General features: G+C 68.1%; 14 protein-coding genes. 11 read left to right on the top strand and 3 right to left on the bottom strand.

Annotation, left to right across the window (positions count from 1 at the left end; translation table 11 throughout):
* The first annotated feature begins 27 nt into the window (after positions 1-27).
* From ASE78_RS11220 to ASE78_RS11205, 4 genes are all read left to right on the top strand, one after another.
* Positions 28-768, top strand: a complete 741-nt coding sequence (locus tag ASE78_RS11220; RefSeq protein ID WP_056497079.1) for a helix-turn-helix domain-containing protein — start codon at positions 28-30, stop codon at positions 766-768.
* 41 nt (positions 769-809) lie between these two features.
* Positions 810-1,487, top strand: a complete 678-nt coding sequence (locus ASE78_RS11215) for a phosphatase PAP2 family protein (protein WP_056497076.1) — start codon at positions 810-812, stop codon at positions 1,485-1,487.
* A gap of 109 nt (positions 1,488-1,596) precedes the next feature.
* On the top strand, positions 1,597-2,286 hold the full coding sequence (locus tag ASE78_RS11210; RefSeq protein WP_056497073.1) for a SatD family protein: 690 nt from the start codon (positions 1,597-1,599) through the stop codon (positions 2,284-2,286).
* The gene (locus ASE78_RS11205) at positions 2,256-2,675 is read left to right on the top strand and encodes a hypothetical protein (protein WP_056497070.1); all 420 of its coding nucleotides are present in this window, start codon (positions 2,256-2,258) and stop codon (positions 2,673-2,675) included. The genes ASE78_RS11210 and ASE78_RS11205 overlap by 31 nt, the downstream gene beginning before the upstream one ends.
* Before the next feature lie 12 nt (positions 2,676-2,687).
* On the opposite strand, the gene rnc is transcribed toward ASE78_RS11205, so the two are convergent.
* On the bottom strand, positions 2,688-3,404 hold the full coding sequence (gene rnc, locus ASE78_RS11200) for a ribonuclease III (protein WP_156351475.1): 717 nt from the start codon (positions 3,402-3,404) through the stop codon (positions 2,688-2,690).
* Complete coding sequence (lepB, locus tag ASE78_RS11195) at positions 3,353-4,189, bottom strand: signal peptidase I (RefSeq protein ID WP_156351474.1); 837 nt, start codon at positions 4,187-4,189, stop codon at positions 3,353-3,355. The genes rnc and lepB overlap by 52 nt, the downstream gene beginning before the upstream one ends.
* A gap of 126 nt (positions 4,190-4,315) precedes the next feature.
* Here lepB and pgi point away from each other — a divergent pair, with 126 nt between their 5' ends.
* Entirely contained in the window at positions 4,316-5,806 is a 1,491-nt protein-coding gene (pgi, locus tag ASE78_RS11190) for a glucose-6-phosphate isomerase (RefSeq protein ID WP_056497293.1), read from the top strand.
* The gene (gorA, locus tag ASE78_RS11185; protein WP_056497068.1) at positions 5,803-7,152 is read left to right on the top strand and encodes a glutathione-disulfide reductase; all 1,350 of its coding nucleotides are present in this window, start codon (positions 5,803-5,805) and stop codon (positions 7,150-7,152) included. Before pgi ends, gorA begins: the two co-directional genes overlap by 4 nt.
* 157 nt (positions 7,153-7,309) lie before the next feature.
* On the opposite strand, the gene ASE78_RS11180 is transcribed toward gorA, so the two are convergent.
* Positions 7,310-8,575, bottom strand: a complete 1,266-nt coding sequence (locus tag ASE78_RS11180) for a dicarboxylate/amino acid:cation symporter (protein ID WP_056497066.1) — start codon at positions 8,573-8,575, stop codon at positions 7,310-7,312.
* Positions 8,576-8,646: 71 nt separating this feature from the next.
* Here ASE78_RS11180 and glmM point away from each other — a divergent pair, with 71 nt between their 5' ends.
* The 5 genes from glmM (at position 8,647) to ASE78_RS11155 (ending at position 13,399) form a co-directional block, all read left to right on the top strand.
* On the top strand, positions 8,647-9,987 hold the full coding sequence (gene glmM / locus ASE78_RS11175; protein WP_056497064.1) for a phosphoglucosamine mutase: 1,341 nt from the start codon (positions 8,647-8,649) through the stop codon (positions 9,985-9,987).
* A gap of 161 nt (positions 9,988-10,148) precedes the next feature.
* Complete coding sequence (locus tag ASE78_RS11170; RefSeq protein ID WP_414886912.1) at positions 10,149-10,316, top strand: DUF1272 domain-containing protein; 168 nt, start codon at positions 10,149-10,151, stop codon at positions 10,314-10,316.
* A gap of 42 nt (positions 10,317-10,358) precedes the next feature.
* Positions 10,359-11,513 carry a bifunctional hydroxymethylpyrimidine kinase/phosphomethylpyrimidine kinase gene (gene thiD / locus ASE78_RS11165; protein ID WP_056497058.1) on the top strand — a complete coding sequence of 385 codons (1,155 nt, stop codon included), beginning with the start codon at positions 10,359-10,361 and terminating at the stop codon, positions 11,511-11,513.
* The gene (locus tag ASE78_RS11160; protein ID WP_055755510.1) at positions 11,506-12,099 is read left to right on the top strand and encodes a ribonuclease HII; all 594 of its coding nucleotides are present in this window, start codon (positions 11,506-11,508) and stop codon (positions 12,097-12,099) included. Before thiD ends, ASE78_RS11160 begins: the two co-directional genes overlap by 8 nt.
* A gap of 184 nt (positions 12,100-12,283) precedes the next feature.
* The gene (locus ASE78_RS11155) at positions 12,284-13,399 is read left to right on the top strand and encodes a site-specific DNA-methyltransferase (RefSeq protein WP_056497055.1); all 1,116 of its coding nucleotides are present in this window, start codon (positions 12,284-12,286) and stop codon (positions 13,397-13,399) included.
* The last annotated feature ends 52 nt before the right edge of the window (positions 13,400-13,451 follow it).

The following is a 13,451-nucleotide window of genomic DNA, read 5'->3' as shown; positions in this document are numbered from 1 at the left end:
GTTTCACGGGCGGGGGTCGATCGCACCATGTACCTCGACGAGCATTGCGGCGCGACGGTCCGGCCGCCGGTGGGCGAGCGGTGGCACCTGCCGGGCGATGCGCGCATCCTGATCCGCGTGGGCGACGCGCGGGCATGGGCGCAGGTCGGCGCGTTGCCGCCGGCACTGCTGCCCACGCTGGCGCTGGTCGGGCCGACCAGCAAGCCGCTGCGGATCATGGCCGACAGCGCGCAGGACGTGGTGGTCGTGCCGCTCGGCCCCGCCGAATGGGCGCAGGTCCTGCCGCTGTCCGCCGCCGCCGTCGCCAACCGCATCAGCCCGTTCGATCCGCTGCGCGCCGGTGCGCTGGCGCGCGACCTTTACGCCGCCATCCGCCCGGCGATGCCCGCCGCCGAGATCGCGCGCCATGCCCGCGCCGTCCTGATCCGGCGGTGCGACGCCGCTGCGGCGCCGGGCGATCCGCTGGTTCCCCGGTTGCAGGCGGCGATCGACCGCGACGAGGCCGCCAACGCCGGACGGATCGCCGAGACCCTCGGCCTGTCGCGCGAGGCGCTGGGGCGGACGGCGCTGCGCCATTTCGGCTTTTCGACCAAGTCGCTGCTGATGCGCCGCCGCTTCCTGCGCGCGCTCGACCGGTTCCGCGAGGCGGGGCTGACCACGGCGGCGCAGGAGGGCGGCTATCGCAGCGTGCCGCATCTGCTGCGCGATGCGCACCTGTTCCTCGGCATGACGCCGCGCCGCTATGTCGAGCAGGCGATAGCCGGATAAGCCGGTTGCGCGGGGACGGGCGAGCGTCGACAAGCGGCGGCATGTCGCTTGCCGCCGAACCCCGCCCGTCGCGCCGTATCCCGTGGAGCATGATCGGCATCGCTGGGGCCGTGGCGGCGCTGCTGATGCTGTTCTTTCTCGCGTCGCGGGTGGTGGCGGGGGATGCGTTCGCCTTCGACGGCCGCATCCTGCTGGCGCTGCGGCGGCCGGACGGGACGCCGGTCGGGTCGGCGAAGTTCGCCTCGGCGGTGCGCGACGTGACCGCGCTCGGCGGGGCGACCGTGCTGACGATGGTGGTGATGTTCGCCGCCGCGCTGCTGGCCAGCCTGCGCCGGTGGCGCAGCGCCGCGCTGGTGATGGTCGGCACCGGGCTTGGCTGCGCGGCCAACAGCGGGCTCAAGCATCTGGTGGCGCGGACCCGCCCCGACCTGGTCCCGCATCTGATGCAGGAAACGTCGAGCAGCTTCCCCAGCGGCCATGCCGCGCATTCGGCGATCGTGTATCTGACGCTGGCGACGCTGGCGTTCCCGATCGTGCGGGGGCGGGCGACGCGGGGGGTGATCGTGGGCACGGCGGCGCTGCTGGTGGCGGCGATCGGTGCGAGCCGGGTGTATCTGGGCGTGCATTGGCCGAGCGACGTGCTGGCCGGGTGGACGTTCGGGGCGTTGTGGGCGGTGGCGTGGTGGCGGGTGGAGATTCGGGTGTTGGCAAGATGGTGACAGGATATAAGCCCGATTTCGGGTCAAAATACCATTTGACCCTTCAGGGGGATAAAGCGATGATTGCCTCGCAACCGGGTCAACATATCAACTGAAGGTTTTCCCATCGATGTCCGTCCTTGCGGTGCTGATGAGCGACATCGTCGGGAGCGAACGGCAGGGCGATGTCCCGGACCTTCACCGCCGGTTTAACGCCGCAGTTGATCGCTGCAACCAGACGTTCGCCGACGATATTGTCTCGCCGTTGACGATCACGCTGGGCGACGAATTTCAAGGCCTGCTCGGCTCGCTGGTAGCGGCGATGGAGGCGGCGCGCACCGTCCGTCTTGCGTTGCTGGAACAGAATATCGATTGTCGGTTCGTGGTCGGCACCGTCGAACCCGCAACCGACATCAATCCCGAGCGGGCATGGAACATGATGGGGCCGGGCTTCGCCGATGCCCGCACCCGTCTTGGCGAGAAGCGATCGGCCAGCCGGTATCGCTTCTCGATCGGCAGCGATCCGTTGCTTGAAACCATGCTCGACGCGAGCGGCGCCAGCCTTTCCGTGATCGAGCGCAACTGGTCGGCGGCGCAGCGCGAGGACATCGTCAGGCTGCTGAGCGGCGCGACGGTAGCCGATGTCGCGCAGGCGCGCGGTGTCGGCATTCACAGTATTTACAAGGTGCGCAGCGCCGGCGAATATGCCCTGTACCTGACCCAGTGGAACGCAGTGCATCGCGCGCTGGCCGAACTGGACCGCCGTCACGACCTACCGGGAGCCGACAAGTGGCGCATGCGCTTCTCTATACCGGCATAGCGCTGGTGCTGCTGACGTGGGTTGGCAACAGGGTCTGCCGATCGATCTTCACCCTGTCCGGCCTGCGCGACGCGATCGCGCACCTCCCCACGCCGACGCACACCGCCGGTCGCTGGATCGGCGTGCTCGAACGGCTGGTGCTGGCGATCGGCATCGTCGTACAGAGCTGGGAGATCATGGCGGCGGTGATCGCGCTGAAGACCGTAGCGCGTTTCAAGGAAATGGACGATCGCAACTTTGCCGAATATTTCCTCGTCGGGTCGCTGTTCAGCATCTTATGGACGATGCTGATTACCAGCGCGTGGCTGGCGTATGACCACCGGATCGGCAGCGACGTGCGGCTGTCGGCCGAACGGTGGATCGGGAGCGACGCGGCGGCGACACGATAGCGGGCGGCGATCCTACCCCCCCAGCTCCCGCAGCAACGCCTTGGCCGCCGCCGTCTCCGCTTCCTGTTTCGACGTACCGGTCGCCTCCGTCGCCGCCAGCTTGCCGATCGTGACGCGCACCGTGAAGCGCGGCGCGTGGCCGGGGCCGGACTTGTCGACGATGGCATATTCGGGCGGCTTGCGGTTGTGCGCCGCCGCCCATTCCTGGAGCGCCGATTTGGGGTGGCGGGGGACCCGCAATTGCGCGTCGATGCGCGCACCCCACAGCGCGCGCACCAAGCCGCGCGCCGCGTCATGGCCGTGGTCGAGGTAGAAGGCACCGATCAGCGCCTCCATCACGTCGCCCAGCACATTGTCGCTGTCGCCCGCGCCATCGTCGCGCGCCTGCTTGCCGAGTTTCAGATGGGGCACGACGCCGATCGCGCGCGCGATGTCGGCGCAGACCGCGCCGGTGACGAGCGCATTGAACCGCTTGGACAGCGCGCCCTCGCTCTCGCCCGGAAACCGCTCGTAGAGCCATTCGGCGACGGCGAGGCCCAACACGCGGTCGCCGAGAAATTCGAGCCGCTCATAGGTCGCGTGCGCGGTGCTGCCATGGGTCAGCGCGCGGGCATAGTCGTCGATCCGGGTGGGCGCGCGGCCGAGCGCGCGGGCTACCCAGTCTGCCAGCGGCTCGCTCAGAAGCCTTCCCCGATCCGGCTCCAGCGCGCGGCGCTCACCCACGTCCATGGCAGCAGCCAGTTGGCCGATCCGTCGGTCGAGAAGAAGTTCACCACCGCCTTGCCCTCGATATTCTCGAGCGGAACGATGCCGATGCCGCCGCCTTCGCGCGCCGGGAAGCGGCTGTCGGCGCTGTCGTCGCGGTTGTCGCCCATCAGGAAGGCGTGGCCGGCGGGCACGGTGAACACGCCGGTATCGTCGGCCTCCGTCGTGCCGAGATCGAGGACGTTGTAGCTCTTGCCGCCGGGCAGCGTCTCGCGGAACTGCGGATAGGCGCAGGCGGGGGCCTGCGCGACCACGCGCTGGAATTCATAGCCGCAGCCGGTGTTGGGCGAGACGGGCACGACGAAGTCGGCGATGCGCTGCTTGGGGATGGCGGTGCCGTTCAGGAACAACTGGCCGCCGCGCATCTGCACCGTGTCACCCGGCAGGCCGATGACGCGCTTGATATAATCCTGTTTCGCGGTCGGCGGTGCCTTGAACACCACCACGTCGCCGCGCGCGGGCGTGCTGGCCATGATCCGCCCGGGGATCAGCGGCAGGCTCCACGGCAACGAGTGGCGCGAATAGCCGTAGTTCCATTTGGTGATGAACAGATAGTCGCCGATCAGCAGGCGCGGCTGCATCGACCCCGACGGGATCGAGAAGGGCGAGAACAGGAACGAGCGGATCACGAACACCACGATCGCGAGCTTCAGCAGAAACAGCAGCAGATCCGCCGTTTCCGACCGTTTCGGCTTGGGCGCGGGGGATGCGGCGGGCGCGGGAGTCGCGGGGGCGGGATCGAGAGCCATGGAGCGTGCCATGCTAGGGCAGGGGCGGGGCGTCAAGCGGATCGCATCGGCACTGGACCTGTACGGACACGCATCCTAGGGCTGCGGCATCCTATTCCCAAGCGACGAACGAGGCACGACATGGCGATGCAGGACTGGTCCGCGATCGAGAATCTTCCGCAAACCCGGCTGACCGATCTGTTCGCGAACGATCCCGACCGGCTCGCCAAGCTGACCGTCGATGTCGGCGGCATCCATTTTGATTTCGCCAAGACGCATCTCGACGATGCCGCGCTCGATGCCTTCACCGGCCTTGCCGCGACGATGGAATTGGCCGCCAAGCGCGAGGCGTTGTTTTCGGGGCAGGTCATCAACGTGACCGAGGGGCGCGCGGCGACCCACACCGCCGAGCGCGGCGAGGGATCGGCCGAGGACGTGGCGCAGGCGCGTGGCTTCCAGACGCGGATGCGGCAGGTGATCGACGCGATCGAGGCCGAGGCGTTCGGCCCGGTGCGCCACATCCTGCACGTCGGCATCGGCGGGTCGGCGCTGGGGCCGGACCTGATCTTCGACGCGCTGGGCCGCGACGAGGATCGCTATGACGTGGCGATCGTGTCGAACGTCGACGGCGTGGCGATGGAGGAGGCGCTCAAGGGCTTCGATCCCGCCGCGACGCTGCTCGTCATCGCCTCCAAGACGTTCACCACCACCGAGACGATATTGAACGCCACGTCGGCGCTGGCGTGGATGAGCGAGGGCGGGGTCGAGGACCCGTACGGCCGCGTCATCGCGCTGACCGCCGCGCCCGACAAGGCGGTGGAATGGGGCGTCGACGAGACGCGCGTGCTGCCGTTCGCCGAGAGCGTCGGCGGGCGCTATTCGCTGTGGTCGTCGATCGGCTTTCCGTTCGCGCTGGCGCTGGGCTTTTCGGCCTATGAGGAATTGCTGGAGGGCGCGGCCGAAATGGACCGGCATTTCCGGCTCGCCGACCTGAAGGAAAACGCGCCGGTGCTCGCCGCCTTCGCCGACCTGTATTATGCGCAGGTCGTCGGGTGCGAGACGCGGGCGACCTTTGCCTATGACGAGCGGTTGCGGCTGCTGCCGTCGTATCTCCAGCAATTGGAGATGGAATCGAACGGCAAGTCGGTGACGGCGGCGGGCGAGCCGCTGGGGCGCCATTCGGCGGCGATCACCTGGGGTGGCGTGGGCACCGATGCGCAGCATGCGGTGTTCCAGTTGCTCCACCAGGGCACGCGGATCGTGCCACTGGAATTCGTCGCGGTGGTCGAGGCGGGCGACACGCTCGACCCGGCGCACCACCGGCAGTTGCTGCTCAACGCCTTTGCGCAGGGCGCGGCGTTGATGGCGGGCAAGGCGAACGACGATCCGGCGCGCGCCTATGCCGGCGACCGGCCGTCGTCGACACTGCTGTTGCAGGACCTCGATGCGCGGACGCTGGGCGCGCTGATCGCGTTCTATGAGGCGCGGACGTTCGTGAACGCGGCGCTGATCGGGATCAACCCGTTCGACCAGTTCGGCGTCGAGCTTGGAAAAGAAATGGCCAAGGCAGCCGATCGCGGCGGCCAGACGTTCGATGCGTCGACCAACGATCTTCTGGCACGGGCGGGACTTGCATGAGCGACTATGACTACGACCTGTTCGTCATCGGGGCGGGATCGGGCGGCACCCGTGCCGCGCGCGTCTCCGCCGCCTATGGCGCGAAGGTCGCGGTGGCCGAGGAATATCGCGTCGGCGGCACCTGCGTGATCCGGGGCTGCGTGCCCAAAAAGCTGCTGGTGTACGGCGCGCATTTCGCCGAGGATCTGCGCGATGCCAATGCGTTCGGCTGGGACGTGCCGGCGCAATGCCATTTCAGTTGGGAGCGGCTGCGCGACAATGTGCTGGCCGAGGTCGACCGGATCAACGGCGCGTACACCGCGACGCTGGAGAACCACGGCGTCGACATCCTGCACGAACGCGCGACCGTTACCGGTCCGCATTCGGTGAAGCTGGCGGGCGGGCGCGAGATCACGGCCGAGCGCATCCTGATCGCCACGGGGGCGACGCCGGCGGTGCCGTCGTGCCCCGGTGCCGAACACGGCATCACCTCGAACGAGGCGTTTCATCTGGATGCGATCCCCAAGCGTATCCTGATCGCCGGCGCGGGCTATATCGCCAACGAGTTCGCGGGCGTGTTCCACCAGCTCGGCGCGCATGTGATCCTCATCAACCGCAGCGATGTGATCCTGCGCGGCTATGACGAATCGATCCGCGACCGGCTGCTCCAGATTTCGATGACCAAGGGCATCGAGTTCCGCTTTCACGCCGAGTTCGAGGGGATCGAGAAGGGCGACGACGGTTGCCTGACGGTCAGGATGTCGAACCACGAACCCGTCACCGTCGACATGGTGATGTTCGCCACCGGCCGTACGCCCAATACCGATGGGCTGGGGCTGGAGTCGGCCGGCGTCGTGCTGGACGAGAAGGGCGCGGTCCAGGTGAACGACGAGGCGCAGACGGCGTGCCCGTCGATCTATGCGGTCGGCGACGTCACCAACCGGGTGCAGCTCACCCCGGTCGCGATCCGCGAGGGGCAAGCGTTCGCCGATCGCACCTATGGCGGCAAGGACGTCCGGGTCGATTACGTCAACATCCCCTCGGCGGTGTTCAGCCATCCGCCGATGGCGGGCGTCGGCATGACCGAGGGCGAGGCCAAGTCGAAGCTCGGATCGGTCAAGGTGTACCTCTCCGACTTCCGCCCGATGAAGAACGTGCTGGCGGGCCGCAACGAGCGCGCGCTGTACAAGATGATCTGCGACGATGTGACGGGCAGGATCGTCGGGCTGCACATGATCGGGCCCGATGCACCGGAGATATTGCAGGCGGCGGCGATCGCGGTGAAGGCGGGGCTGACGAAGGATGCGTTCGACGAGACGGTCGCGCTGCACCCGACGATGGCGGAAGAACTGGTGTTGATGAAATAGGGGCGGGACACGTCATCCCGGCCTTCGCAACCTGCTCCCCTCTATGACAAGGGAGGGGCTGGGGGTGGGTTGGTTTGGGGCGGACGCTATCGTTCCCTCGCGGGCCGACCCACCCCCGGCCCCTCCCTTGTCAGGGAGGGGAGTAGGCGTGCCCTTTTCACCCTTCCGCCAGAATCGCATCGGCCTCGCTCATCCGATCGCCGCCGACGCGCTCGCCGATCGTGGCCGTCACGGCGACGTTCATCGTCACGTTGCCGAGCGTGCGGACGATGTCGGGCAGCGTCTCCACCGCGACGAGCAGCGCCAGCGGTTCGACCGGCACGCCCATCGCCACGGCGATCGGCGCGATCGAGGAGACGAAGCTGATCTGCCCCGGCAGGCTGGCCGCGCCCATCGTGGTGATCGCGCCCGCCGCGATCCCCGCCGCGATCTGCCCCGCGCCCAGCGGCACGCCGAACACATGCGCGACATAGAGCGCGACGCCGACGTTCATCGCCGGACCCGTCGCGCGGAACAGCGCCACCGCCATCGGCAGCACCACGCCCGACGTTGCCACCGGCACGCCGAGGTCGCCCGCGCCCTTGAGCATCGCCGGCAGCGAGGCGAGCGACGACTGGGTCGAGATCGCGACCGCCTGTGCCGGGGTGGTGCCCTTCAGGAAGCGCGCGATCGAGATCCGGCCGCCGAATCGCGCCAGAGGATAGGCGAGCAGCCAGATCGTCAGCCCCACGCTCATCAGGATCAGGACGTAATGGATCAGCGCGCCGAACGCTGCTGTGCCGGCGCGCGCGCCGACGACATAGCCGAGCGCGAACACGCCGATCGGCCCCAGCCACAAGACCCAGTTGATGACGATCAGCATCGTGTCGGCGATCGCCTGAAACAGCCGCACCAGCACGCCGCGATGGTCCTGCGGCAGGCGGGTGAGCGCGAAGGCGAAGACGAGGGTGAACAGGATCAGCGGCAGGAACTGGTCGTTCGCCGCCGCCGATACCGGATTGGTCGGCACGATGGCGACGAGGAAGTCGGTGAACGGCGGCACCTTGTCGACCGGCGCGGCGCTGCCGAAGGTCGCGCGCAGCGCCTGCGCGGCGGTATCGCCCAGCGGGAACAGGTCGAGCAGCGAGAGGGTGACGAGTGCCCCCAGCGCCGACGAGGTCCACAGGATGACGACGAACAGCAGCAGCGAGCGCGTGGCGATCCGCCCCGCGCGCGCCGCCTCCGCCGTCTGTGCTACGCCGGTGACGAGCAGCGCCACCACCAGCGGGACGATCGTCATCCTGAGGGCATTCAGCCATGCGGTGCCGACCGGTTCGGCGACGGCGATGCCCGATACCGCCGTGTCCGGCGCCTGCGCCGCCAGCAGGATGCCCAGCGCCAGCCCCGCGCCCAGTCCGCCCAAAATTCGTGTCGCCTGCGACATGCTCGCCCTTTTAACAAAGTGGCGGTAGTAGCGTCGCCACGCAAAGGCTCAACCTGAAGGCGTATGGCACGATGGCAAGGAAATATTTCGGCACCGACGGCATTCGCGGGCTGACCAACACCCGGCCGATGACGGCGGAGATGGCGATGCGGATCGGCATGGCCGCCGGCGCGCATTTCCGGCGTGGGCATCACCGCCACCGCGTGGTGATCGGCAAGGACACCCGGCTGTCGGGCTATATGCTCGAAAACGCGATGGTTGCGGGGTTCACCTCGGTCGGCATGGACGTGGTGCTGGTCGGCCCGATGCCGACCCCGGCGGTGGCGATGCTGACCCAGTCGATGCGCGCCGACCTGGGCGTGATGATCTCCGCCAGCCACAATCCGTTCTTCGACAATGGCATCAAGCTGTTCGGGCCGGACGGCTACAAGCTGTCCGACGAGGCCGAACTGGCGATCGAGGCGCTGATCGAGAGCGAGATCGAGCTGTCGGCGCCGGGCGACATCGGCCGCGCCAAGCGGATCGAGGATGCGCGCGGCCGGTATATCCACTTCGCCAAATCGACCTTCCCCAGCGACATGCGGCTCGACGGGGTGAAGCTGGTGCTCGATTGCGCTAATGGCGCGGCGTACAACGTCGCGCCCTCCGCGCTATGGGAACTGGGCGCGGAGGTCGTGGCGATCGGCGTGTCGCCCAACGGCAAGAACATCAACGACCGCGTGGGTTCGACCGCGCCGCAGACGCTGTCGGAGACGGTCGTCGCTTCGGGTGCGCAGATCGGCATCGCGCTGGATGGCGACGCCGACCGGCTGATCGTGGTCGATGAACAGGGCAAGGTGATCGACGGCGACCAGTTGATGGCGACGATCGCCGCCGGCTGGGCGCGCGCCGGGCGGCTGAAGGGCGGCGGGCTCGTCGCGACCGTCATGTCGAACCTCGGCCTCGAACGACATCTGTCGGCACAGGGGCTGGGACTGGTGCGCACCGCCGTGGGCGACCGCCACGTCCTCGAAAAGATGCGCAGCTCGGGCTACAATGTCGGCGGCGAACAGTCGGGACATATCATCCTGTCCGACTATGCGACCACCGGCGACGGGCTGGTCGCCGCGTTGCAGGTACTGGCCGAGATCAAGCGTGCGGGCGCGCCGGCGAGCGAGGTGCTCCACCGCTTTGATCCGCTGCCGCAACTGCTCAAGAACGTGCGGTTTTCGGGTGGCAAGCCGCTCGACGATCCGCGCGTGCGCGATGTGGTGGCGGGCGTCGAGGCCGAACTGGCCGGGCGCGGGCGGCTGGTGCTGCGGCCGTCGGGCACCGAACCGGTGATCCGGGTGATGGCCGAGGGCGACGACGCGCGCCATGTCGAGGCGGTGGTCGACCGCATCTGCGACGCGGTGCGGCAGGTCGCGGCCTGAAACCGATCGAGCCGCAACGGGGCACGCGGCNNNCGCCCGGCCGGTTGTGGAACGCTTGCCTTCCCGCGCGGGCCGCCCCACCCCCAGCCCCTCCCTTGTCAGGGAGGGGAGCAATGTTGCTGGCTTTGCACCTGAATATCGATTGGACCCAAATGCTAGACATGAAGCCGGCATGCGAGCGGTGCGACACGCCGCTCGCGCCCCATGCGCACGGCGCGTTCATCTGTTCGTTCGAGGATACGTTCTGCGCCGATTGCGCCGACGAACTGGACGAGGTGTGCCCCAAGTGTCGCGGCGAGCTGGTCGACCGGCCGGCGCGGCGGAAATAGCGGTGTCTTGATCGCGCTGCGCTTGCTGCTAGTCCGGCGGGCATGACCACTCCCCGTATCCTCATCGTCGCCGGGTCCGATTCCGGCGGCGGCGCCGGCATCCAGGCCGACATCAAGACCGCGACGATGCTGGGCTGCCATGCGATGACCGCGATCACCGCCGTCACCGCGCAGAACACGCTGGGCGTCGATGCGGTGCATGCCGTGCCGGTCGACATCGTCGTCGCGCAGATCGACGCGGTGGTGCGCGACATCGGCGTCGATGCGATCAAGATCGGCATGATCGGATCGGCGCGGACCGCGCATGCCGTGGCCGACAAGCTGGCCGAACTGCCGGGCGTCCCGATCGTGTTCGATCCGGTGATGATTGCCTCCAGCGGCGCGCGGCTGGCCGACGAGGCGACGATCGCCGCGTTCGACCGGTTGATGGCGCTGGCGGCGGTCACGACCCCCAATCTGCCCGAGGCGAAGGCGTTGGGCGGGGTGGCCGCGATGCTGGGCAAGGCGCGCGCGGTGCTGGAAAAGGGTGGGCACGGCGAGGGTGAGGTGGTGATCGACCGGCTGCACCAGTCGGGCAGCGGCGCACCGCCGGTGATCGAATGGTCCGGTCCGCGCATCGACGGCATGGCGACGCATGGCACCGGCTGCACCCTGTCCACGGGAATCGCCTGCGAACTGGCCAAGGAATGGACGCTGCCCGAGGCGATCGGCCGCGCGCGCGACTTCGTGCGGATCTCGATGCTCGGCGCCAACGAACTGGGGCGCGGCGCGGGGCCGATGGCGCAGCAGGGCGTGCGGCTCGACCTCAACCAGTCGCGCTGGTCGCCGATGCTCAATCAGGTGACGGTGCCCGCCGACGACGTGGCGGCCAGCGAGCATTTCTACCGGTTGCTGGGGTTGAAGCAGATCGTCCGCTCCAGCCGCCGCTATGCCCGGTTCGAGACCGAGGGCGGCGCTACCTTCTCGATCGAGATGACCGAGGAACGCAAACGCCCGCTGGTGTTCTTCGAGGTCGGCGATCTGGGCGTGATCGTGCCGTTCCTGAAAGGGCAGGGGCTGTCGTTCACCCAGGAACCGGTCGACCGCCCATGGGGCTGGCGCGAGGCGCGGCTGCTCGATCCGGCGGGCAACGAGGTCTGTCTGTATCAGGCGGGCGAGATGCGGCGCTTTCCGCCGTGGCGGATCGGTGGTGCCTGACTTCGCGCATGAGGCCCGCCATGCCGGACTGGTGGCGGGTGTGGACGAGGCGGGGCGCGGGCCGCTGGCCGGGCCGGTGGTCGCGGCGGCGGTGATCCTCGATCCGGCGGACGTGCCGGAGGGGCTGGACGATTCCAAGGCGTTGTCGGCGAAGCGGCGGGCGGTGCTGCATGCGCGGTTGATGGAATGCGCGCAGGTCGGCGTCGGCGTGGCGAGCGTTGAGGAGATCGACCAACTCAACATCCTGTGGGCAAGCATGCTGGCGATGGAGCGCGCGGTCGCGGCACTGGATGTCGTGCCGGCGATGGTGCTGGTCGATGGCAATCGCTGTCCGAAGTGGCGCTATCCGAGCTTCGCGATCGTGCGCGGCGATGCGCTGAGCCTGTCGATTGCCGCCGCGTCGATCGTCGCCAAGGAGACGCGCGACGCGATGATGGTCGCCGCCGATGCCGAATATCCCGGCTATGGCTGGGCCTCGAACAAGGGGTATGGCGCAAAGGTCCATCTGGCCGGATTGCGCGCGCTGGGCGTCACGCCGCTACACCGGCGCAGCTTCGCACCGGTCGCGCAGGCGCTGCTGCTGTAGATTTGCGACGAACCGTTTTTTACCAGATGTTGAGTCTGTCGGTGGCTGGCAGACTCCATATATGCCCGGAAGCGACTCGATTCGGCGCGGGAACGAATCGCCTCGACCACAAGAGTCAACCCCACCCCCTTGACCGCGACTCGCGGATTGGCCGAAATAGCGGGCTGCAAGGGGAAGAAATACGATGGTCGCGACGAAAATCCGGGTCCGGGAGCCAAAGACGGTCAGCCTGCCGCTCGACCGGATCCTGATGGACGACTGCATCGCCGCGATGCAGTCGCTGCCGGCCAAGTCGATCGACTGTATCTTCGCCGATCCGCCCTATAACCTGCAACTGGGCGGCGACCTGCTGCGGCCCGACGGCAGTCAGGTCGACGCGGTCAACGACGACTGGGACAAGTTCGACAGCTTCGCCGCCTATGATGCCTTCACCAAGGCGTGGCTGGCCGAAGCGCGGCGCATCCTGAAGCCCGACGGCACGATCTGGGTCATCGGCAGCTATCACAACATCTACCGTGTCGGGTCGATCATCCAGGACAAGGGCTTCTGGATCCTCAACGACATCGTGTGGCGCAAATCGAACCCGATGCCCAATTTCAAGGGCACGCGCTTCACCAACGCGCATGAAACGATGATCTGGGCGTCGATGGGCGAAAAGGCGCGTTACACCTTCAACTATCGCCAGATGAAGACGCTGAACGACGAATTGCAGATGCGGTCGGACTGGGAATTCCCGATCTGCGGCGGGCCGGAGCGGCTGCGCAAGGACGGGACCAAGGTCCACCCGACGCAAAAGCCCGAGGCGCTGCTGTACCGCGTGCTGCTGGCGTCGACCAAGCCCGGCGACGTGGTGCTCGACCCGTTCTTCGGCACCGGCACCACCGGCGCGGTCGCCAAGCGGCTGGGGCGGCGCTTCATCGGCATCGAGCGCGACGCCGGCTATGTCGAGGCGGCGACCGCCCGGATCGAGGCGGCGCTGCCGCTCGACGAATCGGCGATCCGCGCGATGCGCGCGCCGACGAAGCCGCCGCGCGTGGCGTTCGGCGTGCTGGTCGAGAACGGCCTTGTGCCACCGGGTACGGTGCTGACCGACGCCAAGCGGCGTTGGCGGGCGAGCGTGCTGGCCGACGGATCGCTGCTGTCCGACTGCGGCATGGCCGGGTCGATCCACAAGCTGGGATCGGGGTTGCAGGGCGCGCCGACATGCAACGGCTGGACCTTCTGGCATGTCGCCGGCGAGGGCAAGCTCGCACCGATCGATACGCTGCGGCAACAGTGGCTGCTCGCCACGCAGCTTTGATGGGTTGAGGGTTTTCCTCCCCTCCCTGACAAGGGAGGGGCCGGGGGTGGGT

Source organism: Sphingomonas sp. Leaf25 (assembly GCF_001421635.1).
Classification (GTDB): domain Bacteria; phylum Pseudomonadota; class Alphaproteobacteria; order Sphingomonadales; family Sphingomonadaceae; genus Sphingomonas.
The sequence above is the reverse complement of the archived record's forward strand: the minus strand, read 5'-3'. Positions and strand labels throughout refer to the sequence as shown.

Bases quoted from the DNA above. Each gene is read 5' to 3' on its own strand.
- pgi (WP_056497293.1), top strand. From the start codon at position 4,316: ATGCAGGACTGGTCCGCGATCGAGAATCTTCCGCAAACCCGGCTGACC.
- ASE78_RS11170 (WP_414886912.1), top strand. From the start codon at position 10,149: ATGAAGCCGGCATGCGAGCGGTGCGACACGCCGCTCGCGCCCCATGCG.
- rnc (WP_156351475.1), bottom strand. From the start codon at position 3,404: ATGGACGTGGGTGAGCGCCGCGCGCTGGAGCCGGATCGGGGAAGGCTT.
- lepB (WP_156351474.1), bottom strand. From the start codon at position 4,189: ATGGCTCTCGATCCCGCCCCCGCGACTCCCGCGCCCGCCGCATCCCCC.
- thiD (WP_056497058.1), top strand. From the start codon at position 10,359: ATGACCACTCCCCGTATCCTCATCGTCGCCGGGTCCGATTCCGGCGGC.
- ASE78_RS11180 (WP_056497066.1), bottom strand. From the start codon at position 8,575: ATGTCGCAGGCGACACGAATTTTGGGCGGACTGGGCGCGGGGCTGGCG.
- ASE78_RS11220 (WP_056497079.1), top strand. From the start codon at position 28: ATGTACCTCGACGAGCATTGCGGCGCGACGGTCCGGCCGCCGGTGGGC.
- ASE78_RS11210 (WP_056497073.1), top strand. From the start codon at position 1,597: ATGTCCGTCCTTGCGGTGCTGATGAGCGACATCGTCGGGAGCGAACGG.
- gorA (WP_056497068.1), top strand. From the start codon at position 5,803: ATGAGCGACTATGACTACGACCTGTTCGTCATCGGGGCGGGATCGGGC.
- ASE78_RS11155 (WP_056497055.1), top strand. From the start codon at position 12,284: ATGGTCGCGACGAAAATCCGGGTCCGGGAGCCAAAGACGGTCAGCCTG.
- glmM (WP_056497064.1), top strand. From the start codon at position 8,647: ATGGCAAGGAAATATTTCGGCACCGACGGCATTCGCGGGCTGACCAAC.
- ASE78_RS11215 (WP_056497076.1), top strand. From the start codon at position 810: ATGTCGCTTGCCGCCGAACCCCGCCCGTCGCGCCGTATCCCGTGGAGC.